Source organism: Actinoplanes ianthinogenes (assembly GCF_018324205.1).
Classification (GTDB): Bacteria; Actinomycetota; Actinomycetes; order Mycobacteriales; family Micromonosporaceae; genus Actinoplanes; species Actinoplanes ianthinogenes.
The window spans coordinates 5,825,629-5,849,496 of sequence record NZ_AP023356.1 but is presented as its reverse complement, the minus strand read 5'-3'; the positions used below and the strand labels follow the sequence as shown (position 1 = coordinate 5,849,496).

General features: G+C 71.2%; 22 protein-coding genes and 1 pseudogene. 6 read left to right on the top strand and 17 right to left on the bottom strand.

Going from position 1 to position 23,868, the window contains the following annotated elements; genetic code table 11:
• Nucleotides 1–18 precede the first annotated feature (18 nt).
• Nucleotides 19–852 (top strand): MurR/RpiR family transcriptional regulator, encoded by an 834-nt coding sequence (locus Aiant_RS26460; protein ID WP_189329526.1) that lies wholly within the window; start codon nt 19–21, stop codon nt 850–852.
• On the opposite strand, the gene Aiant_RS26455 is transcribed toward Aiant_RS26460, so the two are convergent.
• From Aiant_RS26455 to Aiant_RS26435, 5 genes are all read right to left on the bottom strand, one after another.
• Nucleotides 826–2,010 carry an MFS transporter gene (locus Aiant_RS26455; protein WP_189329525.1) on the bottom strand — a complete coding sequence of 395 codons (1,185 nt, stop codon included), beginning with the start codon at nt 2,008–2,010 and terminating at the stop codon, nt 826–828. The genes Aiant_RS26460 and Aiant_RS26455 overlap by 27 nt on opposite strands.
• A 50-nt stretch (nt 2,011–2,060) precedes the next feature.
• A complete protein-coding gene (rdgB, locus tag Aiant_RS26450) occupies nt 2,061–2,675 on the bottom strand; it encodes an RdgB/HAM1 family non-canonical purine NTP pyrophosphatase (RefSeq protein WP_189329524.1) in 615 nt (204 codons plus the stop codon).
• The gene (rph, locus tag Aiant_RS26445) at nt 2,672–3,400 is read right to left on the bottom strand and encodes a ribonuclease PH (protein ID WP_189329523.1); all 729 of its coding nucleotides are present in this window, start codon (nt 3,398–3,400) and stop codon (nt 2,672–2,674) included. Before rph ends, rdgB begins: the two co-directional genes overlap by 4 nt.
• 10 nt (nt 3,401–3,410) lie before the next feature.
• Nucleotides 3,411–4,619: a glycosyltransferase gene (locus Aiant_RS26440; RefSeq protein ID WP_189329522.1), complete on the bottom strand. Its 1,209-nt coding sequence runs from the start codon at nt 4,617–4,619 to the stop codon at nt 3,411–3,413.
• Between the two features lie 63 nt (nt 4,620–4,682).
• Entirely contained in the window at nt 4,683–5,429 is a 747-nt protein-coding gene (locus Aiant_RS26435; RefSeq protein WP_189329521.1) for an MBL fold metallo-hydrolase, read from the bottom strand.
• Nucleotides 5,430–5,717: 288 nt separating this feature from the next.
• Between Aiant_RS26435 and Aiant_RS26430 the strand changes: the two genes are divergently transcribed.
• A complete protein-coding gene (locus tag Aiant_RS26430) occupies nt 5,718–6,104 on the top strand; it encodes a hypothetical protein (RefSeq protein WP_189329520.1) in 387 nt (128 codons plus the stop codon).
• A gap of 8 nt (nt 6,105–6,112) precedes the next feature.
• On the opposite strand, the gene Aiant_RS26425 is transcribed toward Aiant_RS26430, so the two are convergent.
• The 5 genes and pseudogenes from Aiant_RS26425 to clpS form a co-directional block, all read right to left on the bottom strand.
• Nucleotides 6,113–7,078: a PLP-dependent cysteine synthase family protein gene (locus tag Aiant_RS26425; RefSeq protein ID WP_189329519.1), complete on the bottom strand. Its 966-nt coding sequence runs from the start codon at nt 7,076–7,078 to the stop codon at nt 6,113–6,115.
• A gap of 16 nt (nt 7,079–7,094) precedes the next feature.
• Nucleotides 7,095–7,409 (bottom strand): MoaD family protein, encoded by a 315-nt coding sequence (locus tag Aiant_RS26420; RefSeq protein ID WP_189329518.1) that lies wholly within the window; start codon nt 7,407–7,409, stop codon nt 7,095–7,097.
• 56 nt (nt 7,410–7,465) lie between these two features.
• Nucleotides 7,466–7,962 (bottom strand): annotated as a pseudogene (locus Aiant_RS26415) (M67 family metallopeptidase).
• Nucleotides 7,963–8,024: 62 nt separating this feature from the next.
• Nucleotides 8,025–8,525 (bottom strand): DUF2017 domain-containing protein, encoded by a 501-nt coding sequence (locus tag Aiant_RS26410; protein ID WP_189329516.1) that lies wholly within the window; start codon nt 8,523–8,525, stop codon nt 8,025–8,027.
• A 20-nt stretch (nt 8,526–8,545) separates the two neighbouring features.
• Nucleotides 8,546–8,836: an ATP-dependent Clp protease adapter ClpS gene (gene clpS, locus Aiant_RS26405; RefSeq protein ID WP_185039781.1), complete on the bottom strand. Its 291-nt coding sequence runs from the start codon at nt 8,834–8,836 to the stop codon at nt 8,546–8,548.
• 97 nt (nt 8,837–8,933) lie between these two features.
• Here clpS and Aiant_RS26400 point away from each other — a divergent pair, with 97 nt between their 5' ends.
• Nucleotides 8,934–10,220: a nicotinate phosphoribosyltransferase gene (locus Aiant_RS26400; RefSeq protein WP_189329515.1), complete on the top strand. Its 1,287-nt coding sequence runs from the start codon at nt 8,934–8,936 to the stop codon at nt 10,218–10,220.
• Nucleotides 10,221–10,229: 9 nt separating this feature from the next.
• Nucleotides 10,230–10,811 carry an isochorismatase family protein gene (locus tag Aiant_RS26395; RefSeq protein ID WP_189329514.1) on the top strand — a complete coding sequence of 194 codons (582 nt, stop codon included), beginning with the start codon at nt 10,230–10,232 and terminating at the stop codon, nt 10,809–10,811.
• Between the two features lie 7 nt (nt 10,812–10,818).
• Here the strand turns inward: Aiant_RS26395 and Aiant_RS26390 are convergent, their stop codons facing one another.
• The 4 genes from Aiant_RS26390 to Aiant_RS26375 all read right to left on the bottom strand — a co-directional run bounded on the left by Aiant_RS26390 (nt 10,819) and on the right by Aiant_RS26375 (nt 17,253).
• Nucleotides 10,819–11,094 (bottom strand): hypothetical protein, encoded by a 276-nt coding sequence (locus Aiant_RS26390; RefSeq protein WP_189329513.1) that lies wholly within the window; start codon nt 11,092–11,094, stop codon nt 10,819–10,821.
• 1,646 nt (nt 11,095–12,740) lie between these two features.
• The gene (locus Aiant_RS26385) at nt 12,741–14,084 is read right to left on the bottom strand and encodes an MFS transporter (protein ID WP_229829900.1); all 1,344 of its coding nucleotides are present in this window, start codon (nt 14,082–14,084) and stop codon (nt 12,741–12,743) included.
• A 165-nt stretch (nt 14,085–14,249) separates the two neighbouring features.
• A complete protein-coding gene (gene ctaD, locus Aiant_RS26380) occupies nt 14,250–16,010 on the bottom strand; it encodes an aa3-type cytochrome oxidase subunit I (protein ID WP_189329512.1) in 1,761 nt (586 codons plus the stop codon).
• Nucleotides 16,011–16,146: 136 nt separating this feature from the next.
• Complete coding sequence (locus tag Aiant_RS26375) at nt 16,147–17,253, bottom strand: FAD-dependent monooxygenase (protein ID WP_189329511.1); 1,107 nt, start codon at nt 17,251–17,253, stop codon at nt 16,147–16,149.
• Nucleotides 17,254–17,565: 312 nt separating this feature from the next.
• On the opposite strand from Aiant_RS26375, the gene Aiant_RS26370 reads away from it, so the two are divergent.
• Entirely contained in the window at nt 17,566–18,630 is a 1,065-nt protein-coding gene (locus Aiant_RS26370) for a DNA polymerase ligase N-terminal domain-containing protein (protein ID WP_189329510.1), read from the top strand.
• A 131-nt stretch (nt 18,631–18,761) separates the two neighbouring features.
• Nucleotides 18,762–20,114, top strand: coding sequence for an MGH1-like glycoside hydrolase domain-containing protein (locus Aiant_RS26365; protein WP_189329509.1), 1,353 nt, complete (start codon nt 18,762–18,764; stop codon nt 20,112–20,114).
• Nucleotides 20,115–20,172: 58 nt separating this feature from the next.
• On the opposite strand, the gene Aiant_RS26360 is transcribed toward Aiant_RS26365, so the two are convergent.
• The 3 genes from Aiant_RS26360 to Aiant_RS26350 form a co-directional block, all read right to left on the bottom strand.
• Nucleotides 20,173–21,258, bottom strand: coding sequence for an S-(hydroxymethyl)mycothiol dehydrogenase (locus Aiant_RS26360; protein WP_189329508.1), 1,086 nt, complete (start codon nt 21,256–21,258; stop codon nt 20,173–20,175).
• 39 nt (nt 21,259–21,297) lie between these two features.
• Nucleotides 21,298–21,750: a MarR family winged helix-turn-helix transcriptional regulator gene (locus tag Aiant_RS26355; RefSeq protein ID WP_189329507.1), complete on the bottom strand. Its 453-nt coding sequence runs from the start codon at nt 21,748–21,750 to the stop codon at nt 21,298–21,300.
• Nucleotides 21,751–21,999: 249 nt separating this feature from the next.
• On the bottom strand, nt 22,000–23,646 hold the full coding sequence (locus Aiant_RS26350) for a GGDEF domain-containing phosphodiesterase (protein ID WP_189329506.1): 1,647 nt from the start codon (nt 23,644–23,646) through the stop codon (nt 22,000–22,002).
• Nucleotides 23,647–23,868 lie beyond the last annotated feature (222 nt).

Below are 23,868 nucleotides of genomic sequence, written 5' to 3'. Positions count from 1 at the left end.
ATTCGTCATGCATACGCTGTGCCGGTGACTGGGGAGCGGGTGCTCGACCTGTTTCAGGGGGCGCGCCTGACGCCGACGCAGCGGCGGATCGCGCAGATTCTGGTGGAGCACTCGGGTAAGGCGGCCTACCTGTCGGCGGCCGAGGTCGCGGGACTGGCCGGGGTGAGCCAGCCGTCGGTGACCCGGTTCGCGATGGCGGTCGGCTACCCCGGATATCCGGCGTTGCGGCGGGAGCTGCGGGCGCTGGCGTCCGGTGCGCCCGCCGAGCCGGCCGGGCGCAACGGGATGCAACGCGCGGTGCTGGCCGAGGCCGAGCACCTGCGACAGCTCGCGGACGATCTCGGGCGGCTGGAGGACGTACGGAAAGGGGCGGAGATCCTGGCCGCAAGCCGTCCGTTACCGGTCCTCGGTCTGCGGGCGGCGGCGCCGCTCGCGGCGTATTTCGGCTACTTCGCGGCGAAGGTCTTCCCGGACGTGCGGCTGCTCGACTGCGGCGGGACCGGGCTGCTGGACCGGCTGGACCAGGTGCGGGCGGCGGGGGCCTCGGCGCTGCTGGCGATGGTGCTGCCGCGCTATCCGCGGGAGTCGGTGGCGGCGATCCGGGAGGCCCGGGCGGCCGGGTTCGCGGTGGTGGCGATCACCGACTCGCCGGTGAGCCCGATCGCCGAGCTGGCCGACGTGGTGCTGCCCGCCGCAGTCGGCACGCGCCTGGTGTTCGACCTGCACACCGGGCCGATGACGATGGCCATGGTGCTGCTGGAGGCGATGTGCGACACCGCGCCGGAGCCGGTGCACCGGCGGCTGGAGGAATTCGAGGCGGTCGCCTCACGTCGCGGGCTCTTCGTGGCTTGAGGCGACCGAGTAACGGCGCAGCTCCGGGACCGTGCGCAGCACCGCGACGACCGTGACGACGGTGAGCAGGCCACCGACGCCGATGGTGAGGCGCGGCCCGGCCAGCGCCCCGATCGAGCCGTGCAGCAGGTTCGCCAGTTGCGGGCCGCCGAACAGCACGACCGTGAGGGCGCCCTGGATCCGCCCGCGCATCGCGTCGTCGGTGTACGCCTGTGAGATCGCGTTGCGGAACGTGCTCAGCACGAAGTTGACCGCGCCGCCGGCGGCCAGCACCACCAGCGCCGTCCACAGCCGGGTGGTGAGGCTGAACACGACGACCGTCGCGCCCCAGGCGATGGCCGCGCCGGCCATCATCAGCCCGTGCCGGCGGGCCCGGGTGAACAGGCCGGAGCCGAGCCCGGCCAGCACCACCCCGGCCGGGTACGCGGCGTACAGGAAACCCGCCGACGCCGGGCCGAACACCCGCGCGGCCAGCTCCGGGTAGAGCGCCGACGGCATCCCGAACACCATCGCGGCGAGGTCGACGGCCAGCACCGCGACCAGCATCCGGCTGCCGGCCAGGTAGCGGAAGCCGGCCAGCACCTGCCGGCCGATCGAGCCGCGCGGCGGGGCGCCGGTGGGCGGGAGGGCCGGGAGGCGGTGCACGGCGTACAGGACGGCCAGCAGGGCCACCGCGTCGCAGAGGTAGAGGCCGGCCAGGCCGATGACCGGAATCAGCAGGCCGGCCAGGGCCGGGCCGACGATCGAGCCGGTGTAGCGGACCAGCGAGCTCAGACTGTTCGCGGCGGGCAGCAGGTCGCCGGGGACGAGCCGGGGCAGCACCGCGCCGGACGTCGTGCTGATCGCGCCGAGGCTCAGCCCCTGCCCGCCGACGAGCAGCAGGAGCAGCCACAGCGGGGCGCCGCCGAGTGCGGCCTGCGCCCACAACGCCAGGTAGACCACGGCCAGACCCGACTGGGCGGCCAGCAGCACCCGGCGGCGGTCCCGGGTGTCGGCCAGCGCCCCGGTGCCGAGCGCCGCGCCGGCCAGGCCCAGGAAGGACACCACGGCGGCGGCGCCGACCGCGGCCGAGGACCCGGTGGTCGCGTAGAGCTGCACCGGGACCGCGACCACGCCGAACGAACCGCCCACCGCGGCCACCAGCGAGGCGGTCCACATCCGGCGGTATGCCGGGACGGCCAGCGGCCGCAGATCCGTCAGCGTCCGCCTCAGCGGGGCAGTTCCTTCGCCACGACCTTGGCCAGCTCGCGGAACGCCTTGCCCCGGTGGCTGATCGCGTCCTTCTCCGCCGGGCTCAGCTCGGCGTTGGTCCGCTCCTGGCCGTCGCCGAGGAAGATCGGGTCGTAGCCGAAGCCACCCTCGCCACGCCGTGCGCGCAGCAGCCGCCCGGTCTGCCGGCCCTCGACCAGGTGCTCCCGCCCATTCGGCAGGACCAGCGCGGCGGCGCAGACGAACGCGGCGCCGCGGTGCTCGTCCCCGACGTCGCTGACCTGGGCGAGCACCAGGTCCAGGTTGGCCGCGTCGTCGCCGTGCGCCCCGGACCAGCGGGCACTGAACACGCCGGGCATGCCGTTGAGCGCGGTGACCGCCAGGCCGGAGTCGTCGGCGACGGTCGGCAGGCCGGTGCGCTTGGCGCCCTCCCGAGCCTTGATCAGCGCGTTCTCACCGAAGGTGAGGCCGGTCTCCGGGACATCCGGGTAACCCGGGAAGTCGGCGAGGCCGACCAGCTCGATCTGGTGCATGCCGAGCGCGGCGTCCAGGATGCGCTGCAACTCGACGAGCTTCTTCTTGTTCGCGGTGGCCAGCAGAAGGCGGGCGCTCACTGGGCGAGGGCCTTCTGCTGCGCGACGGCCAGCTCGGCGCAGCCGCGGAGGCCGAGGTCGAGCATGGCGTCCAGCTGGGACCGCTTGAACACACCGTTCTCCCCGGTGCCCTGCACCTCGACGAAGTCGCCGGCGCCGGTGCAGACCACGTTCATGTCGACCTCGGCGGCCACATCCTCCTCATACGGAAGGTCGAGCCGTGCCTCGCCGTCGATGATCCCGACACTGACCGCCTGGATCGAGGTGTGCAGCACCTTCTCCACCTTGCCGGCCAGCGCCTTGCGGCCGGCCAGCCAGGTGACCGCGTCGTGCAGCGCCACGTAGGCCCCGGTGATCGCGGCGGTCCGGGTGCCGCCGTCGGCCTGGAGCACGTCGCAGTCCAGGACGATCGAGTTCTCCCCGAGCGCCTTGAGGTCGATGCAGGCGCGCAGGCTGCGGCCGATCAGCCGGGAGATCTCCTGGGTCCGCCCGCCGACCTTGCCTTTCACGCTCTCCCGGTCGCCGCGGGTGTTGGTGGCGCGCGGCAGCATCGCATACTCCGCGGTCAGCCAGCCCAGGCCGGAGCCTTTGCGCCAGCGGGGCACCCCCTCGGTGACGCTGGCGGTGCAGAGCACTCGGGTGTTGCCGAACTCCACCAGCACCGAACCTTCGGGGTGGATGCTCCAATGCCGGGTCAGGGTCACCGGTCGCAACTGGTCGGCCGAACGGCCGTCGGGACGCGCCATGACCACAACCCTATGCGTAGCGGGGTGCGCCGGCTTCGTCCGCCCCGGACTCGCGCACCAGACGCGGCCGCGGGACCGCCGGACGGATCAGCGCGGGGGCCGGCACCGGCACCTCGGCCGGCTGCACGTCGTGCGCCCGGAGGAAGCCCTCCACCGACCGGGCCCAGCCGAACTGCTCGGCCCGGGCGCGGGCGGTCGCCCGGCGCTCGTCACGCGGCCGGGCCATCAGCTGGGAGACCCCGTCGGCGAACGCGTCCGGGGTGCCCGGCACCGCGACACCGGCCTCGCCGATCACCTCGGGCAGCGCGCTCTGCTCGTCGACCACCACCGGGGTGCCGCAGGCGAGCGCCTCCAGCGCGGCGAGCCCGAAGGTCTCCACCGGGCCGGGCGCGACCACGACGTCGGCCGAGGCGAGCAGCGCGGCGACCGCCTTGCGGTCGGCGATGTGCCCGGCGAAGCGCACCGGCAGCCGGGCCGCACGGTACGCCAGCGCGGCCCGCCGGGTGCCGTCCCCGGCCACCACCAGCACGGCCGGCACCTTGCCGTTGCGCAGCGCCGCCACCGTGTCCACGGCCAGCTCCGGCCGTTTCGCGGCGGAGAGCCGGCTGGCGTAGACGATGAGCAGCTCCTCCGGCCGGGCGTAGCGGGACCGGACGGCGATGTCGAGCCGGCTCGGGTGGAACACGTCCAGGTCGACGCCGAGCGGCACCTCCACCAGGTTCGGCACGCCGAGGCGGCGGAACTCGGCGGCGGCGAACGCGGTGGTGCAGACGATCGTGTCGAACGCCTCGGCGGTACGCCTGTTCAGCCGGTCGGCGAGGGCGTCCCGTTTGGGCATGCCCCAGACACCGAGCAGACCGGCCAGGCTCTCGTGCGAGACCATCATCGACCGGACCCCGCGCTGCCGGGCCCAGGTGCCGGTCCAGCGCAGCGTGGTGCGGTCGGAGACCTCGATCCGGTCGGGTTTCAGGCTGTCCAGCAGCTTGGTCAGCTCGCGCCGCCCGGCCAGCACACGCTGGCCGCCGGTCCGCGGGATGGGGGCGCTGGGCAGGGTGATCACCCGTCCCTGGCGCAGCTGCCGGTCCTTGAACTGCCGCCCGGGAACGATCAGGACGGCCTCGTGGCCGGCACGCTGATAACCCTTGCCGAGCTCACGCAGAGTGGTGCGCAGGCCACCGGTATGAGCCGTGACGAAGTTGGCCAGGCGGACTATGCGCATGCAACAACTCCAAGATCACGACACGTGGCGCACCGGTGCAAGCCGATCCCACCCCGTACCGGCTCAGAGATCGTATCTGGCGCCCGGGCGGACCACTTCGACCGGTCCCGCGTACGCGGCTCCGGCCGCCTCCACGATAGAGGCCTCGCTGGCCCACGCCGGGACGAGATGCGTCAGGAGCAGCTTTGCCACGTCCGCCTTGGTGGCCGCCTCCCCCGCCTCACCGCCGGTCAGGTGCAGGTCCGGCGGGTTCGGCACGCCGTCCATGTAGCTGGCCTCGCAGAGGAACAGATCGGCGCCGGCCGCCAGGCGCAGCAGCGCCTCGCAGGGTGCGGTGTCCGAGGAGTAGGCGATCACCCGGCCGTTGTGCTCGATCCGGACGCCGTACGTCTCCACCGGGTGGTTGACCCGGTCGACGGTGACGGTGAGCGGCCCGATCGGGAAGGTGCCCGGTTGCAGTCCGTAGAACGTGTACACGTCGTCGACCGGCTCGCCCTCGGCGCTGTAGGCGGCGGCGATCCGCTCGGCGGCGCCCAGCGGCGCGTACACCGGCAGGGCCGGCAGCGGGCCGGCCGGGTCGTAGCGGCGGACCACGACATAGGTGCACGCGTCCAGCATGTGGTCACAGTGCAGATGGGTGAGCAGGATGGCGTCGATCGCCCGCATGTCCGAGTACCGCTGCAGGGCGGAGAGCGCTCCCGATCCGAAGTCGATCAGCAGCCGGAATCCCTCGGCTTCCACGAGATAGGCCGAACAAGCCGACTCGGGGCCGGGGAAACTGCCGGCACAACCGAGAACGGTTAGTCGCATGCGGGTCCCTCTGACTCACACTGGGTCGGCCACTTCTGAGTCGACCCCATCTGGGTCGTCCACGCCCCGCCCGACCGGTCCGCGCTGGACTTGTCAGACCAGTCAATCACGGAGCGAAGCGTACGCCGTGACCACTGCCTGACGTTAACAACTGATCGATTTGTCGCTAAATCGACAACGCACATCACAGACCCTGTGACCTCGGTCGTCACCATTTCCACCGTCACGTCCGGTAAGCCCTTTGCGTTGCTCTCAGTGAGCACGTGAAAGCGATCTGATGGAGGCGACGTGACCGCGGTCGAGCCGGCCCGCATCTCCCGCACCGCGTTACCCGAAATCGTCCCGTTCGAACCGTCCTGGGATCCGGAACCGCCGATTTTCCGATTCCCGGCCGAGGACGACGAAGCACCCGAGTCCGCCCGGGTGCTGGCGATGGCGGGGTATTCGGCGATGCTGGGCCTCACCGGTGTCGGGGTCGGGCTGTACGCACTGGTGGCCGTCCTTCGCGGGGCGCCCGGCTGGTACCTGCCGGCGCTGGCGATGCTGACCATGTTCAGCGTGGGGCTGGCGGTCGGCGCGTTCCTCTCCGTCCACCAGCGCACCCTGCCATGGATCCTGTTGCTGGCAGCAGCGCCCCCGATGCTGGGAGCGCTGCTGCTCGCGGTGGCCTACTAGGTGGGCCGTCAGGCCCACAGCTGGCCCTCGAGGGCTTCCTCGGCGTCGTTGAGCGTGCCGCCGTACGCCCCCGTCGACAGGTATTTCCACCCGCCGTCGGCGATCACGAAGGCGACGTCGGCACGCTTGCCGTTCTTGACCGCCTCGTGCGCCACCGCGAGGGCGGCGTGCAGGATCGCCCCGCTGGAGAAGCCCGCGAAGATCCCCTCGACCTCGACGAGCTGGCGGGTCCGCAGCACCGCGTCCCGGGTGCCCACCGAGAACCGGCGATCCAGCACGCTGGCGTCGTACAGCTCCGGGACGTAGCCCTCGTCGATGTTGCGCAGGCCGTAGACCAGTTCGCCGTACCGCGGCTCGGCGGCGATGATCTGGATGCCCTCGACCTTCTCCTTGAGGAACCGGCCGGTGCCCATCAGGGTGCCGGTGGTGCCCAGGCCGGCCACGAAGTGCGTGATCGTGGGCAGGTCGTGCAGCAGCTCCGGACCGGTGGTCTCGAAGTGCGCGCGGGCGTTCGCCGGGTTGCCGTACTGATACAGCATCTTCCAGTCGGGGTGCTCGGCGGCGATCTGCTTGGCGGTCGCGACCGCCTGGTTCGACCCGCCGGCGGCCGGCGAGAAGATGATCTCAGCGCCGTACATCCGCAGGAGCTGGACGCGCTCGGCCGACACGTTCTCCGGCATCACGCAGACCAGCCGGTAACCCCGCAGCTTGGCCACCATGGCCAGGGCGATGCCGGTGTTGCCGCTGGTCGGCTCCAGGATGGTGTCGCCCGGGCGGAGATGCCCGGACTCCTCGGCCTCGCGCACCATGAAGAGCGCGGCACGGTCCTTGATGCTGCCGGTCGGGTTGCGGTCCTCCAGCTTGGCCCAGAGCCGCACCGGTGGCGCCCCCTCGGGCACCACCGGGGAGAGGCGGGGCAGGCCGACGAGCGGCGTGCCCCCGCACGCGTCCAGCAGGCTCTCGTAACGAGCCATGATTACCGGTCCTCGGTCACTTGCCCAGGAGGGCGGCGGCCGCCGCGAAACCCAGCGCGCCACCGGCCACGGCCGGGAGGATGGTGATCGAGTCACCGTCGTTCAGCTTCGCGTCGAGCGCGCCGAGGAAGCGGACGTCCTCGTCGTTGACGTAGATGTTGACGAAGCGGTGCAGGCCACCCTCGGGGGTGATCAGCCGGCCCTTGATGCCGTTGTGCTTGGCGTCCAGGTCGTCGATCAGGGCGGTGAGGGTGTCACCGGCGCCCTCGACGACCTTCGAGCCGCCGGTGTAGCTGCGCAGGATGGTGGGGACGCGAACTTCGATAGCCATGATTGGTCATGCTCCTCAAGTCGGAAGTTACGGGCAGGGTCGATCAGGTCGCGCGATTAACGGCAGCGACACTCGTAGACGACCGACACCGGGCTCTGCCCGAACATGTACGACTGCACGACACTCACCTTCACGACTTCACCGTCGCATCCACGATGTTGACCTCTTCTTCGGTCACCACACCGTCCACGATACGGAACGAGCGGATCTCCTCCGCATCGGGCTCACGGGTCGAGACGAGCAGGTAGTGCGCGCCCGGCTCACCGGCGAAGGAGATGTCCGTCCGAGACGGGTACGCCTCCGTGGCGGTGTGCGAGTGGTAGATGACCACCGGCTCCTCGTCGTTGTCGTCCATCTCGCGCCAGACCCGCAGGTGCTCCATCGAGTCGAACTCGTAGAACGTCATCGACCGGGCGGCGTTGTCCATCGGGATGTGCCGGGTCGGCACGTCACTGCCGATCGGCCCGGCAACCACACCGCAGGCCTCGTCCGGGTGGTCCCGGCGGGCGTGGGCGACGATCGCACGCACGATCGAACTGTCGATGGTCAGCACGGCGTTCACATTACCGAAGTATTTCGCCACCCCGCGCGTGGCGAGGCACACACTCGGCGTCGCTACTTGATCTCCGGCAGCGCGTTGAGCAGCGACTCCTGGAGATATCCGAGGTAGGCGTAGACGGAGAGCTGGAACACCCGGCTGGAACCGGGATCCTCCAGCACCGCCTCGTCCAGCTCCTCGGCCAGGTCGGTGTCCGCCTGGATGTCCAGGCGGGTGCCCATCGCCAGCCGGGCGTCGTTGATCGCCCGCAGCCAGGCCTCGGCGGCCTCGCCGTCCAGGCGCACCTCGCCCTCGCCCTCGTCGGGCAGCGCGGCCAGGATCGCGCCGGCCTGGTCGATCTTCGCGGTCTTCAGGTCGCCCTCGGTGTACAGCCGGAACTCGGTCGAGTCCTCCGGCCGGTCCGGATAGATGTCCGGGAAGAGGCGGCCGACCACCGGGTCGGTGTGATCCATCCCGTCGGTCAGCAGGCCCACCACCTCGGCGGCCACCTTCCGCAGGACGCGCACCTCGTCATAGGCGAACGTGGCCACACACTGACCGCCGCTGCGTCGGAACATGCTCTTCCCCACCCGCTTTGTCAGGCTCGGTCCACAGTTGCCCAGAGACCGTATCCGTGCAGTTGGTTGGCGTCCATCTCCATGCGCTCCCGGGCGCCGGTGGAGACCACCGCCTTGCCCTTGGTGTGCACGTCCATCATCAGCCTTTCGGCCTTTTCCTTGCTGAATCCGAAGAGCTTCTGGAAGACCCAGGTCACGTACGACATCAGGTTGACCGGATCGTCCCAGACGATGGTCACCCAAGGTCGATCCTCGGCCGGTACTTCCTCGATCTCCGGCGTCTCGACGGGAGCAACCTGAGGCAACGCCATGCCCCCCATGGTGCCACCGGTTCGGCCGTACCTGTGAACCGGAGCACCGAACGGCAGGTCGCGGCGTGTTGCCGAAGCACGCATTAGGGTAGGTCGCGTGAATACGACCGGGCCGGCTCTGCTGACCGACCACTACGAGCTGACCATGATCAGTGCCGCGCTCAAGGACGGCACCGCGGATCGGCAGTGCGTCTTCGAGGTCTTCGCCCGCCGGCTGCCCACCGGCCGGCGTTACGGCGTGGTCGCCGGCACCGACCGGCTGATCGACCTGATCGCCGGCTTCCGGTTCGACCCGGCCGAGATCGACTTCCTGCGGTCCTCCGGCGTGGTCGACGAGCCGACCGCGACATGGCTGGCCGGCTATCAGTTCACCGGCGAGATCGAGGGGTACGCGGAGGGCGAGCTGTTCTTCCCGGGCTCGCCGATCCTCACCGTCTCCGGCAAGTTCGCCGAGTGCGTGGTGCTGGAGACCCTGATCCTCTCGGTGCTCAACCACGACTGCGCGATCGCGGCCGCCGCCGCCCGGATGGTCACCGCCGCCCGCGGCCGGCCGATCATCGAGATGGGCTCCCGGCGCACCCACGAGCACGCCGCGGTCGCCGCCGCCCGGGCCGCCTACCTGGCCGGTTTCGCCTCCACCTCCAACCTGGCGGCCGGCCGCGCCTACGGCATCCCGACCACCGGCACCTCGGCGCACGCGTTCACGCTGCTGCACGACGACGAGCCGGCCGCGTTCGGCTCCCAGGTGGCGGCCCTCGGCAAGAACACCACGCTGCTCGTCGACACGTACGACATCACCCAGGGCATCCGGAACGCGATCGCGGTGGCCGGCCCCGACCTGCGCGCGGTCCGGATCGACTCCGGCGACCTGTCGGTGCTCGCCCAGCAGTCCCGGGAGCTGCTCGACTCGCTCGGCGCCACCGAGACGAAGATCATCGTTTCGGGTGACATGGACGAGTACTCGATCGCCACCCTCGCCGCCGAGCCGGTCGACATGTACGGCGCCGGCACCGCCGTGGTCACCGGTTCCGGAGCGCCCACCGCCGGCCTGGTCTACAAGCTGGTCGAGGTGGCCGGCCGCCCGGTCGTCAAGCGCTCGGAGAACAAGGCGACCGTCGGCGGCCGCAAGACCGCCGTGCGCCGGCACAAGCCCACCGGCACCGCCATCGAGGAGATCATCGTCTCCCAGGGGGTGCCCGACCACCAGGCCAACGACCGGCTGTTGCAGCGCACCTACATCGCCGCCGGCGAGCCGCAGCCCCGGCCCGGCCTGAGCGAGTCCCGGGACCACCTGCGGCAGTGCCTGATCTCCATCCCGTGGGAGGGCCTCAAGCTCTCCGCGGGCGACCCGGCCATCCCGGTCATCATCATTCCCACCGTCTAGGGGGCCGCCATGTCACGCGCGCTGATCATCGTCGACGTGCAGAACGACTTCTGCGAGGGCGGCTCGCTGCCGGTCACCGGTGGCGCCGCCGTCGCCAAGGGCATCTCGCTGGTGCTCGACAAGGCCGGCGAGCGGTGGGACCACGTGGTCGCCACGAAGGACTACCACGTCGACCCGGGCGCGCACTTCAGCGCGCACCCGGACTACGTCGACTCGTGGCCGGCGCACTGCGTGGCCGGCTCGTCCGGCGCCGACTTCCACCCGGAGCTGGTCACCGACCGGATCGAGGCGATCTTCCACAAGGGCGCGCACCAGGCGGCGTATTCCGGCTTCGAGGGGCACACCGAGGCCGGCGAGGATCTCGCCGGGTGGCTGCGGGCCAAGGGAGTCACCGACGTCGAGGTCGTGGGCATCGCGACGGACCATTGCGTACGCGCGACCGCCCTCGACGCCGCCACCGCGGGCTTCGCCACGACCGTGCTCCTGGAACTGACCGCCGGCGTGGCCAAGACGACGACGGACGCGGCCCTCGACCAGTTCCGCGCCGCCGCCGTCGCCACCACCGGCGCCCCGATCGTCGCCCCCGCCTGACCGCCGCTCAGCGACAGCGGCGAAACACCAGGTGGTCCTCCTCGGCCGGCTCCAGGGTCAGCACCAGACTCCAGCCACCGAACTCCTGGTAGGCGTCGAGCACCAGCTCCGCATCACCCGAGTGGAGCTGGTCGAATCCGGCCGGATCGCGCCCGCCCAACTCGTCGATCCAGATCGCGATCCGCTCCCGCCGCTCCGGCGCGGCGTCCGCCTCCAGCGAGCTGAGCTCCCAGCCACCGGCGGCCACCACCGCCCCATCGGCCGATTCCCGCCTCGCGGCCACCGACGGGCGTCCTGCGTCGGCGCGGTTCCCTGTCGAGCGCGGAGCGGCCGTGCCCGCGCCGCCGACCGGTAACGAATCACTCGCACCGGCCGAGCCCCCGCCGCCGACCGGTAACGAATCACTCGCACCGGCCGAGCCCCCGCCACCCACCGGCAACAGACCACTCGCACCGGCCGAGCGCCCTACGCCGACCGGTAACGAATCACTCGCACCGGCCGAGCCCCCGCCACCCACCGGCAACGAATCACTCCCAGCGGCCGTGCCCCCGCCGCCCACCGGCAACAGATCACTCGCACCGGCCGAGCCCCCGCCGCGGACCGGTGACGGATCACTCGCACCGGCCGAGTCCTCGTCGCGGACCGGTGACGGATCACCCGCACCGGCCGAGTCCTCACCGCGGACCGGTGGTGGATCGATCTGACCACGCAGCGTCGAGGAGAGACCAGAAACGGTCAGTCCGCCGGCGGGATCCAGACGAAGAACGTCGCCTTCGGTGGAGCACCACCCGTGCGCGAACTCGGATTCCGCCTGCTCCGCCTCGCTCACGGCGTCCCCGGTGCCGAGCAGGTACCACCCACCGGCCCCGACCACATCCGCCAGCCCCACCCCTGCCAGCATCGCCCCGAGAACCAACCACCAGATACGACGTCCCATCCCGCCCCTCCCAAGATCAATCCTGGCGGGGGCGGAAACGCCGGAGAAGGCCCTTCACAGGCCCTCCACAACACCTCCGCGAGCCGCACTCAGTCGCCTGCCCCAGACCAGCTCAACAGCCGCCCGGTCTCCTACGGCTCAACGGAGCATCCGCCCAGCGCCGGCGGCTGGGGCTACCGCATGGCGAGCTGCCAACAGCGGCCCGCGTGCCCTGGCCGGGGCATCGACCCGCCGGCCCTTCGGGAGCTTGCCGGGACATCCCCTGGTCCGCCGTGATCACGCCGCACCTGGCACGGAAGCGCCGAGCCCCACCTGAACTTCGCCCGACTCCCCCGGAGCCACGAGTTCTCGCCCCGCTCAGCGGCCGAAGGACCGCCCAGCAGCAGGCTCTGCCCCAGTCAGGTCGGCACCCGAAGCGTCCTCGGCAGCAAAGAAGCGCCGGACCATACGGACACGCCCGACGCCTACGACCCGCACGTAGCAACGGACGGCACCGCGAACACGCCGGACGATACGGACAGGCCCGACGCTTACGACCCGGACGTGGCGACGGACGGCACCGCAAACGCGCCGGACCATACGGACACGCCCGACACCTACCACCCGGACGTAGCAACCGGCGGCACCGCGAACACGCCGGATGATACGGACACGCCCGACACCTACGACCCGCCCATAGCGACCGACGGCACCGCGAACAGGCCGGACGATACGGACAGGCCCGACGCTTACGACCCGGACCTGGCGACGGACGGCACCGCGAACACGCCGGACGATACGGACACGCCCGACACCTACGACCCGGACCTGGCGAGGGACGGCACCGCAAACACGCCGGACCATGCGGACACGCCCGACACCTACGACCCGCCCACAGCGACCGACGGCACCGCGAACACGCCGGACGATACGGACGTGCCCGACACCTACGACCCGCCCATAGCGACCGACGGCACCGCAAACGCGCCGGACGATACGGACACGCCCGACGCCTACGACCCGGACGTGGCGACGGAGGGCGCCGCGAGCGCGCCGGACCCGCCCACGGAGGACTCCGTGGACGCATCGGCCCCACCGGAGACAGACGCCTCGGGAGCACCGAAAGCCGGGTCGGTCGAGCCGGCCGCGGGCAGGGTGTCGGACGGATCGGCAGCCGGTGGGGTTTCCCGGCGACGGCGCAGCTCGGCCGGGAGGACCAGCAGGGCGACCAGGATGCCGACGGCGCCGACGGCGACGAAGCCCCAGGCCGGACCGAGGGAGTCGATGGCCAGGCCGGCCAGCGGACCGCCCAGGGCGACGCCGACGGTCAGCGCCGAATTGTGCAGGCCCATCGCCTCACCACGGGCCGCGGCCGGGATCATCTGGCTGATCGCGGCCGAGCTGGCGGTGATGGTCGGGGCGCAGAGGGCGCCGGCCGGAATGAGCAACAGGGCCAGCAGCCACCAGTGCGAGCCGCCCAGGCCGACCGGGACGGTCAGCACCGCCATCGGGACGAACAGGGCGAGGACCGGCAGGCCGCGGCGAACCGTGCCGTAGGCGAAACCGCCGACCAGGGAGAACAACGCCCAGAGCGACATCACCAGACCGCTCCAGCTGAGCTCGCCGGACTCCCGCAGCACGGCCACCACCGACACGTCGGTGCCGGAGAGCACCACCGTGGCCGCCATCGTGACGGCGAGCACGGCGACGAACCGCGGCTTGAGCCAGTCGCGCCGAGCGACCCGCTCACCGGCCGAGACCGGGGCCTCGTGCTCGGCCCGGGTCGGCGGGTTGAGCAGCCACAGGCCGAGGCCGGCCAGGAGGATGCCGCCGGCCAGGGTCAGCATGGCGACGCGCGGGCCGGCCGCGCTGGTCGCGATCAGGACGCCGAGGGCGGGGCCGGCCATGAACGACAGCTCGGTGGTCATCGAGTCGAGGGCGAACGCGGGCAGCCGATGCGACTCGGGCGTCAGCGCGGCGATCGACTGCCGGGCCACCGAGAAGGCCGGCAGGGCCAGGAAACCACCGACCACGGCGACCGGGAGCAGCGCCCAGTAGGGCAGCGCCTGCGCCACCAGCCAATAGATCACCTCGGCGACGGTGGTCAGCACCAGCACCGGGCGCAGCCCGCGCCGGTCGATCAGCCGGCCCATCACCGGGGCGCCGAGCGAGCCGCCGATGGTCGCCGCCGCGCCGACCAGGCCGGCCGCGCCGTAACCCCGGCCCAGGTCGGTGACGACGTGCAGGGTGAGCACCACCGCGGCGGCCGCGATCGGGATGCGGGCCAGCGTGGCGACCACCAGCAACGACGGGATCTTCGGCAGCGCGAGGGTTTCCCGGTAAGGCTTGAGCAACATGACGATCCTGACCTCCGCCGCCGATCCTCTCCCAGGGGTACGACAGAAACCAACGGCTTTGGCGCAGCTCACGTCGCCGATCGACGGTCAGCCGAAAAACGCCCGTAACAATCCGGAAAACGAAGCGGCCCGCACTCCGAGGAGTGCGGGCCGCTCGCGGCGGACTCAGCGGTCCTTGTTGCTCTCGACGTCCTCCTGGTAGGTCGCCCCACCGTCGGACTCGTGGGTCAGCACCCGGGCGCCGCCCTCCGGCGGGCCGGCGATCGACTGGTGGTCACCGGCCGCGAGCTCCGGGAACTTCAGGTCGAAGGCGGGCCGCTCGGAACGGATCCGCGGCATCCGGTCGAAGTTGCGCAGCGGCGGCGGGGTGGTGGTCGCCCACTCCAGCGAGTTGCCGTGGCCCCACGGGTCGTCGGCCGTGGCGACCTTGCCGACCTTGTAGGACTTCCAGATGTTGTAGAGGAAGGGCAGCGTGGCCAGGCCCAGGATGAACGAGCCGATCGTGGAGACCGTGTTCAGCGTGGTGAAGCCGTCGGTGGGCAGGTAGTCCGCGTACCGCCGGGGCATGCCCTTGGTGCCCAGCCAGTGCTGCACGAGGAAGGTGGTGTGGAAGCCGACGAAGGTCAGCCAGAAGTGCACCTTGGCGAGGCGCTCGTCCAGGTAGCGGCCGAACATCTTCGGGAACCAGAAGTAGATGCCGGAGAAGACCGCGAACACGATCGTGCCGAAGAGCACGTAGTGGAAGTGCGCGATCACGAAGTACGAGTCCGACACGTGGAAGTCGATCGGCGGGGCGGCCAGCAGCACGCCGGAGAGACCACCGAAGAGGAAGGTCACCATGAAGCCGATCGCGAAGAGCATCGGCGCCTCGAAGCTGATCTGGCCGCGCCACATGGTGCCGATCCAGACGAAGAACTTCATGCCGGTCGGCACCGCGATCAGGAAGCTCAGGAAGCTGAAGAACGGCAGCAGCACCTGGCCGGTGACGAACATGTGGTGCGCCCACACCGACATCGACAGCGCGCCGATCAGCAGGGTCGCGGCGACCAGGCCCTTGTAGCCGAAGACCGGCTTGCGGCTGAAGACCGGGATGACCTCGGTGATGATGCCGAAGAACGGCAACGCGATGATGTACACCTCGGGGTGGCCGAAGAACCAGAAGAGGTGCTGCCAGAGCATCGGGCCGCCGGTCTGCACGTCGAAGACGTGCGCGCCGAGCACGCGGTCCGCGGCGAGCGCGAACAGCGCGGCCGCCAGGAACGGGAAGACCATCACCGCGAGCAGCGCCGTGACCAGCATGTTCCAGGTCATGATCGGCATGCGGAACATGGTCATGCCGGGTGCGCGCAGGGTGAGGATCGTGGTGATCAGGTTCACCGAGCCGAGGATCGTGCCCAGACCCGAGATGGCCAGGCCGACCACCCACATGTTGCCGCCGACACCCGGCGAGTGCAGCGAGTTGCTCAGCGGCGTGTAGGCGAACCAGCCGAAGTCGGCGGCGCCACCCGGGGTGAGGAAGCCGCCGATGGTGATCAGACCACCGAACAGGTAGAGCCAGTACGCGAACGCGTTCAGCCGGGGGAACGACACGTCGGGCGCGCCGATCTGGATCGGCACCACGTAGTTGCCGAAGGCGAACACGATCGGTGTGGCGAAGAACAGCAGCATGATCGTGCCGTGCATGGTGAACAGCTGGTTGAACTGCTCCGGCGAGAGGACCTGCATCCCCGGCCGGGCCAGCTCGGCCCGCATCAGCAGCGCCATGAGGCCGCCGAGCAGGAAGAACACGAAGGCGGTGATCATGTACATGATCCCGATCTGCTTCGCGTCCGTCGTGCGCAGGATCCGGGCGAATGCCGAACCCTTGACCTGCCGCCTGACCGGATATGGACGGGTCGCGATCGGCGACGGCGCAACGGTCGTCACGAATTGCCTCCGTTGTCTCGTTCGTCCCACTCGGCACACCCTGAAGATCGGGCGTACCTCGCTGGCAGAATAGTCCCCCGACGACTTTCGGCCGTCGCGGGGTGACCAAAGGACCACCCTGGACGAACTCGGTGTGCTAGACCGGGGCCACCAGACCCTTGTAGTGATCGGTGAAGATCCGGAGTCCGCGGCGGCGCAGCATCGGGTCGCGCAGCGACGGCGGCACGTCCCTGGTCCGGTCCCGCTCGCGGGTGCGGTCGCGCACGTCGGCGCAGCGCGGGCGGCGCCGCTGCTCGTAAGCGCGCAGCGCGGCCGGGATGTCCGCCTCGGCCCGGCGCAGCTCCTGGCCCAGCACGAACCCGTCCTCGAAGGACATCGCGGCGCCCTGGGCCAGGGTCGGCGCGGTGGCGTGCGCGGCGTCGCCGACCAGCACCACCGGCCCGCGGGACCAGGTGGGCAGGACCACCTCGTCGGTCCGGGAGACCGACACCTTCTCGACCCGGTCGAGGATGGCCGGCACCGGGCCGCCGAACTGACCGAACACCTCCTGGAGCCGGTCGCGCGGGTCGGCCGGGTCGGGAGCGTCGGGGGCGGTCTCGTCGGCGTAGCAATAGATCTTGCGGCCGCCCATCGGCATCGCGACGAACTGCGCCCGCCTGCCCAGCACCGCGGTCCAGTCGGTGAGCGGCGGGCCGCCGGAGACCACCGCGCGATAGACGATCTGCCCGGTCGGGGTGGCCGGGCCGCCCAGACCGATCTTCTCCCGGATCGTCGAGCGGCGGCCGTCGGCGCCGATCACCACGTCATACTCCGCGATGGCGCCGGTGGCGAACTCGACCTTGGCGCCGCCCTCGACGATCTGCAGGTCGCGCACCTCGGTGTCATAGCGCACGTCGCCGCCGACGCCGGTGAGCAGCACCTGCTGGAGATCGGCACGGGACAGCGCGCGGGACTCGCCGACGCCGGCCCAGAGACCGGCCACATCCATCTCGAACAGGTGGCGGCCACGGACATCCAGGAAGACCTGCCGGAAGATCAGGTCACCCAGCGGGCGCAGCGGGACGTCGAGGCCGAGCAGGCGCAGCGCGCGGGAGGCGTTGCCGGGCAGATAGATGCCGGCGCTGGGACTCATGGTGGCGGGCAGAGCCTCCACCACATCCGGCCGGAAGCCCGCGACTCGCAGCCCCCGGGCCGCGGCCAGGCCGGCGATGCCGGCGCCCACCACGAGGATGCGCAAGGTCATCGGCCAACGCCTTCCTGTCGATGGACACGCGTCGGAGCCAGAACACTACCGCGAGCCACCGTGACGGGAAAGCCACGATCAACATCGAATCCGATTTGCACTGCGCTCGGTGCATCCGACCGCTTTGGTGTCACTCCGGCGAGTGGCTCCACAGTGGCGAACGCGCGGCCGGCGCGGGCGAGTGCGACCGCCCGGCGCGCCCGGATCACCCGGCGTGAGAGCGGCGGCAGAAGAGCGGTCCCCGTCATGCGCACACCCAACCATCGGGGTACGACAATTCCGGGCCGCGCGATCCGGCGGCAGAATCAGTACATGCCGGACCGTCTGGACGAGTACCGCCGGAAGCGGGATCCCGCCCGCACGCCCGAACCGGTCCCGGCCGGGACAGCCACCCCGGACGAGGAGCGGCACCGCTTCGTCATCCAGCAGCACCACGCCCGCAGCCTGCACTGGGACGTCCGGCTGGAACGCGACGGCGTCCTCGTGTCGTTCGCCGTCCCGCGCGGCCTGCCCCGTGACCAGGCCCGCAACAACCTGGCCAAACACACCGAGGACCACCCGCTGGAGTACTTGGACTTCGCCGGCGAGATCCCGGCCGGCGAGTACGGCGGCGGCCGGATGACCATCTTCGATCAGGGCACCTACCGCTCCGACAAGTGGCGGTCCGACGAGATCAGTGTCACCTTTCACGGTGACCGCACGAAGGGGCGATACGTCTTCTTCCAGACCGGTGGCGCGGACTGGATGGTGCGCCGGATGGACCCACCCGAGCCCGGCTGGGAGACGATGCCCGGCGACCTGCGCCCGATGCTGGCCACCCGGGCGAGCGCCCTGCCCGGCGACGACGCGGCGTGGGGGTACGAGATGCGCTGGTCCGGGCAGCGTGCTCTGGCGTACGTCGATGGCGGGAGAGTGACCCTCGGCGGACCCGGCGGCGAACCGCTGATCGCGGTGTTTCCCGAGATCCGGGCCCTGGGGCCGGATCTCGCGCCGATCGAGGCGGTCCTCGACGGCGAGCTGGTGGTGTTCGACGGCGCCCGGCCGGACCCGGATCGGCTGGCCCGGCGAGTCGGGGCGAGGAATCCGAAACGGGCGGCGGACCGCGATCCGGCGCAATTCCTGATCTACGACCTGCTGTGGCTGGACGGGCACCGGACCACCGGACGCCTCCGCTACGCCGAGCGCCGCGAGTTGCTCGACGGCCTGGCCCTGGCGGGCGAGCACTGGCAGACGCCACCGTTCTTCCCGGGCGGCGGCCGGTTCGCCCGGGACGCGGCACGTTCGCAGGGGTTGTCCGGCGTGGTGGCGAAGCGACTGGATTCGCCCTACCTGCCCGGCGAGACCAGCCGCCACTGGCGGGAGATCGACGTGAACTGAGGTAACCCCGCTATCGCCGCTCGGCGCGGGGGTACCGAAGATGCAACCGGCAGTTCCTTCAGATGCACCGCGGCACGCCCGATGGCGGGGGTTCAACCGGCGACCGCAGTCGAAAGGGCCTCACGTCAACGATGTACGCACCGGCTGTCTCCGACCTGTCCGCCGAGCTCTGGCAGTCCGCGGCCCGGGTGCTGGACCTCAACTGGTCCGGCGACCACACCGTCCCGTCCCGCCGCCTCTACCCGCATCAGTGGAGCTGGGACGCCGCGTTCATCGCGGTCGGCCTGGCCTACGTCAATCCCACCCGGGCCTGGCGTGACCTGCGCAGCCTGTTCGAGGCGCAGTGGCCGGACGGCCGGGTGCCGCACATCGTCTTCGACCCGGACACCGCCGAGGACGACTACTTCCCCGGGCCGGGCGTCTGGAACGTCCCGGCCTACGGCCGCCGCCGGGCGCGCAGCAGCACCGGCCTGGTGCAACCGCCGCTGCACGCGCTCGCCGCCTGGGAGGTCTACCGGCACGCGTCGGCGCACGGCGCGGCCTGCGTCGCGGAGGCCCGCACCGAGCTGGCCTGGCTCTATCCCCGGCTCGTGGCCCAGCAGGAATACCTTGCCGAGCGCAGGGACGCCGGCGGCACCGGGCTCGCCGCGATCGTGCATCCGTGGGAGTCCGGCCTGGACAACAGCCCGGCCTGGGACACCGTGCTGGACGCGGTGCCGGCCGACATGTCACTGCTGGAGCTGCACCGGCGCCGCGACGTGGCGGTCACGGACGCCGCGCAGCGGCCCACCGACGAGGACTACGCCCGCTACATCGGGCTGGTCCTGAACTACCGGGACGGCGGGTACTCGGACACCGAGCTGGCGCAGCGGCACCCGTTCGCGGTGGAGTGCCCCGGGTTCAACAGCATCCTGGCCACCGCCGAGCTGGCCCTCGCGCAGATCGCCGGGGTGCTCGGGCGGACCACCGACGCGCGCCGGCACCGGGACCGGGCGCGGGAGATCACCGCGGTCGTCTCCCGGCGGCTGTGGGACCCGGACACCCGGACGTTCCGGGCCCGGGACGCCCGCACCGGCCGTCTCAGCCCGGCCCGCTGCGTGAGCGGTCTGCTCCCGTTGATGCTGCCGGACCTGCCCGCCGGCCAGGCCGACGCGATCATGACGGAGATCCGGTCGGAGCGGTTCGGGCTGCCGGCCCCGAGCGCGGACCGGACCGCGCCGTCCTTCGACACCCACCGGTACTGGCGCGGCCCGATCTGGATCAACGTGAACTGGCTGCTGCGCCGCGGCATGCAGGTGCACGGCCACCACGGCGAGGCGGAGGAGCTGCGGCGGGCCCTGCTGCGGCTGGTGCACGAGCACGGGCACTACGAGTACTTCCACCCGGAGACCGGGCAGGGGCTGGGTGCGCCGGCGTTCAGCTGGACCGCGGCGCTCTGCCTCGATCTGCTCGCCGACCGGTCGGCTCCGGCTTACGCACGATGAGACCCTTTACGTACGACCGGGGGCGCGTGCTCCGGTCGTACCGTAAGAATGTGGCTCTTTAAAAGACGACGACCGAGCGCAGCACGTCGCCCGTGTGCATCTTGGCGAACGCCTGCTCCACCCCGTCCAGCGGGATCTCCTCGGTGACGAAGGCGTCCAGGTCCAGCCGCCCCTGGCGATACAGCTCGGTCAGCATCGGGAAGTCGCGGCTGGGCAGGCAGTCGCCGTACCAACTCGACTTGAGCGCGCCGCCGCGGCCGAACACGTCGAGCAGCGGCAGCTCGATCGTCATGTCCGGGGTGGGCACGCCGACCAGCACCACGGTGCCGGCCAGGTCACGGGCGTAAAAGGCCTGCTTGTACGTCTCCGGCCGGCCGACCGCCTCGATCACCACGTCGGCGCCGAAGCCACCGGTCAGCTCCCGCACCCGCTCCACCACGTCCTGCTCACGGGCGTTGACGGTGTGGGTGGCGCCGAAACCGCGGGCCCACGCCAGTTTCCGGTCGTCGGTGTCGATCGCGATGATCGTGGTGGCCCCGGCCAGCGCCGCGCCGGCCACCGCGCCGTCGCCGACCCCGCCGCAGCCGATCACCGCGACCGAGTCGCCGCGGGTCACCCCGCCGGTGTTGATCGCCGCGCCCAGGCCGGCCATCACACCGCAGCCGAGCAGGCCGACGGCGGCCGGCCGGGCCTGCGGGTCGACCTTGGTGCACTGGCCGGCGTGCACCAGCGTCTTCTCCACGAACGCGCCGATGCCCAGCGCCGGGGAGAGCTCGGTGCCGTCCTCCAGGGTCATCCGCTGCTTCGCGTTGTGGGTGGCGAAGCAGTACCACGGCTTGCCCTTGGCGCAGGCCCGGCAGTTGCCGCAGACGGCACGCCAGTTGAGCACCACGAAGTCGCCGGGCGCCACGTCGGTCACCCCGGCGCCGACCGCCTCGACGACGCCGGCCGCCTCGTGCCCGAGCAGGAACGGGAAGTCGTCGTTGATGCCGCCCTCCCGGTAGTGCAGGTCGGTGTGGCAGACCCCGCACGTCTGCACCCGGACCACCGCCTCGCCGGGCCCCGGGTCGGGCACCACGATCGTGGCCACCTCGACCGGCTTGCCCTTCTCCCGGGCGATCACACCTCGAACCCGCTGACTCATGCCGCACGCACCTTTCGCCATTGATCGGTGGAACTGAGCCTACGGACTTTTCAGCAGCGCCTCGGCCAGCTTGCCGAGCTGCCGGGCCTGCGCCGGGGTCAGCCGGTCGAAGATCAGCTGCTGGACCGCCTCGGCGTGCCCCGGCGCGCTGGCCACCACCTTGGCGTACCCCGCGTCGGTGAGCACCGCGATCTGCACCCGGCCGTCCTGCTGATCCCGCTCCCGGCGGAGCCAGCCCTGCTGCTCCAGCCGGGCCACCACGTGGGAGAGCCGGGACAGCGAGGCGCACGCGCGTTTGGCCAGATGGCTCATCGGCAGGCGGCGATCCGGGTGCTCGGAGAGGGTCATCAACACCAGGTAGCCCATGTGGGTGAGGCCGGCGTCCCGCTGAAGCTGCGCCTCCAGCGCCGCGGGCACCTTGACCAGCACCTCGACCAGCCGTCGCCAGGATGCCTGCTGCTCATCGGTCAACCAGCGGGGCTGCTCGTCCATGCTGGAAGATTAGTGGCGTTCGGACAGTCCGATATAGGCCGGGTGGACAGCAATCCACGCGGCGTCACCGAATCGATCGACTTACGTGAACCTCAGCGAGTACGCTGTCCGAGGACTTTCTACCCCGCCACGGCGCCGGAACCGGCTGGCTGGGGGGCCTCGGCCGGTTCCGGCGTCGTGCGCACTGGCAACCTCGCTCAAGCAGCGGGCGGGTTTGTCCGGCGGGTGCGGCTCCGGGGTCCACGCTCCTCAGGCGAGGCCGCCGGGGACCACCGGTGACGGGCGGCCGATGAGGTATCCCTGCACGTAATCGACGCCGAGTTCCCGCAGCATCCGCAGGGTGGCCTCGTCCTGGACGAACTCGGCGACGGTGTGGATCCCGTATGCCTGGCAGACCTGGACCAGGGCACGGACCAGCACCTGATCCTGCGGGTTGTCGACCAGATCGACGACGTATTCCCCGTCGATCTTCACGAGGTCGATCGGGAACAGCCGGAGATAGCGGAACGACGCGTAGCCGGAGCCGAAGTCGTCCAGCGCGAGCGAGCAGCCCAGGTCGCGGACCCGGTCGGCGAACCGGCGGGCCTCGCTCAGGTTCCCGATCAGCGCGGTCTCGGTGATCTCGAAGGTCAGCTGCTCCGGGTTCACCTGATATTGCGTGAGCAGGCGCTCCACCTCGGCGGTCAGCCGCGGGTCGCCGACCGAGCGCCCGGAGAGGTTGATCTGCAGGCCCATCCCGGGCTGCTCGACGGCGAGCCGCATGGCCCGCTCCACCACCCACAGGTCGATGTCGAAGACCGCGTCCAGGCGCTCCGCGGCGTCCAGCACCTGGATCGGCGACTGCGGGCCGTCCGCCTCGTCGAGGACCCGCAGCAGCAGCTCGTGCCGCGTCACCTGGTTGGTCTGCAACTCCAGGATCGGCTGCGAATAGAGGGTGAACCGGTCGGTGCCGAGCGCGTCGGCGACCCGGTTGCGGTACGAGCCCTGCCGGTCCCGGGCCGGCACCGGGTGGGCGACCAGGGTGAGCGGCCGGTCCGCGTCCCGGGACTGCCGCCACGCCTGCTCGGCGTCGATCAGCAGGTCGTGGCTGCCCGCCTCGGCATCCGGCCGGAACCGGACCAGGCCGCACCAGACCCGGGCCTCGGACTCCGCGCGGATCGCCTCGACCAGCTCGGACGCCTGCTTGCGGGCCGACGACCAGTTGGTGGCGGCCAGCAGCACCGCGATCTCGTTGGTCCCGACCCGGCCGAGCAGCCGGTCCGGGCCGACCCGGGACTCCAGCATCCGGGCGGTGCGGTGCAGCAGGGCGTCACCGGCCTCCTCGGCCTGCACCCGCAGCACCAGCAGGGCGCCGGCGGCCCGGCGCAGCGCGCGGTCGATCTCGTCGGCGAACCGGGCGCGGGTCAGCAGGCCGGTCGCCGGATCCGGCTCGATCAGCGACGACTGCACGGTCTCGCCACGCCGGGTGAGCCGGGCGTCCTCGCGGCGGGCCCGCTCGCGGGCGGTGACGTCGCGGACCGTGCCGCGGATGCCGCGGACCGTGCCGTCCTGGCTCATCATCGGCTCGAGCCGGCAGTCCACGTCGAACCAGCCGCCGTCGGCGCGCATCAGCCGGACGGTGGCCCGCACGGTGGTCCGGCTGGTCCACGCCTCGGTGATCGCGCCCAGCGCGCCGGCCAGGTCGTCCCGGTGCACGTAGCGGGCCAGGACCTGGCGGGTCATCTCGTCCTCGGCGGGTGGCCGGCCGAGCATCGCGGAGAGCGCGGTGGACCAGACGATCTGGTCGTTGGCGGTGGTGTAGGAGAACCAGGCGGCGCGGTCCTCGGCCGGTGAGCGCGGCTCCGGCAACGGGGTCACCGGGGGCGACCAGCGCTCTCGTTCTTCGGGCACGGTCATCCGACGGCACCTCCCCCCTTGCGCACGGCTGCTCCCCCCCGCCAACCAGGACCCCTCACCTATTACGACCTGTCACCGGGCCGTAGTAACAGTGGACGCCAGAGTCAAAGTTTTGACCGATCCGCAAGCAAGGCCAGGAGCAGGGAATTATCGCCCATCCAGAGTAACGAAACAACCGAACGGCGGACCGCTTTACCACCCAATTCCACCGAAATAGCGTCG

Coding starts and splice junctions, on each gene's coding strand:
- Aiant_RS26455 (WP_189329525.1), bottom strand. CDS start 2,010: ATGTGGACCGCCTCGCTGGTGGCCGCGGTGGGCGGTTCGTTCGGCGTG.
- Aiant_RS26425 (WP_189329519.1), bottom strand. CDS start 7,078: ATGGCTCGTTACGAGAGCCTGCTGGACGCGTGCGGGGGCACGCCGCTC.
- Aiant_RS26410 (WP_189329516.1), bottom strand. CDS start 8,525: ATGTTCCGACGCAGCGGCGGTCAGTGTGTGGCCACGTTCGCCTATGAC.
- Aiant_RS26375 (WP_189329511.1), bottom strand. CDS start 17,253: ATGACCTTGCGCATCCTCGTGGTGGGCGCCGGCATCGCCGGCCTGGCC.
- Aiant_RS26440 (WP_189329522.1), bottom strand. CDS start 4,619: ATGCGCATAGTCCGCCTGGCCAACTTCGTCACGGCTCATACCGGTGGC.
- Aiant_RS26435 (WP_189329521.1), bottom strand. CDS start 5,429: ATGCGACTAACCGTTCTCGGTTGTGCCGGCAGTTTCCCCGGCCCCGAG.
- Aiant_RS26365 (WP_189329509.1), top strand. CDS start 18,762: ATGTACGCACCGGCTGTCTCCGACCTGTCCGCCGAGCTCTGGCAGTCC.
- Aiant_RS26395 (WP_189329514.1), top strand. CDS start 10,230: ATGTCACGCGCGCTGATCATCGTCGACGTGCAGAACGACTTCTGCGAG.
- clpS (WP_185039781.1), bottom strand. CDS start 8,836: ATGGCGTTGCCTCAGGTTGCTCCCGTCGAGACGCCGGAGATCGAGGAA.
- Aiant_RS26385 (WP_229829900.1), bottom strand. CDS start 14,084: ATGTTGCTCAAGCCTTACCGGGAAACCCTCGCGCTGCCGAAGATCCCG.
- Aiant_RS26420 (WP_189329518.1), bottom strand. CDS start 7,409: ATGGCTATCGAAGTTCGCGTCCCCACCATCCTGCGCAGCTACACCGGC.
- Aiant_RS26360 (WP_189329508.1), bottom strand. CDS start 21,258: ATGAGTCAGCGGGTTCGAGGTGTGATCGCCCGGGAGAAGGGCAAGCCG.
- rph (WP_189329523.1), bottom strand. CDS start 3,400: ATGGCGCGTCCCGACGGCCGTTCGGCCGACCAGTTGCGACCGGTGACC.
- Aiant_RS26355 (WP_189329507.1), bottom strand. CDS start 21,750: ATGGACGAGCAGCCCCGCTGGTTGACCGATGAGCAGCAGGCATCCTGG.
- Aiant_RS26350 (WP_189329506.1), bottom strand. CDS start 23,646: ATGACCGTGCCCGAAGAACGAGAGCGCTGGTCGCCCCCGGTGACCCCG.
- Aiant_RS26370 (WP_189329510.1), top strand. CDS start 17,566: ATGCCGGACCGTCTGGACGAGTACCGCCGGAAGCGGGATCCCGCCCGC.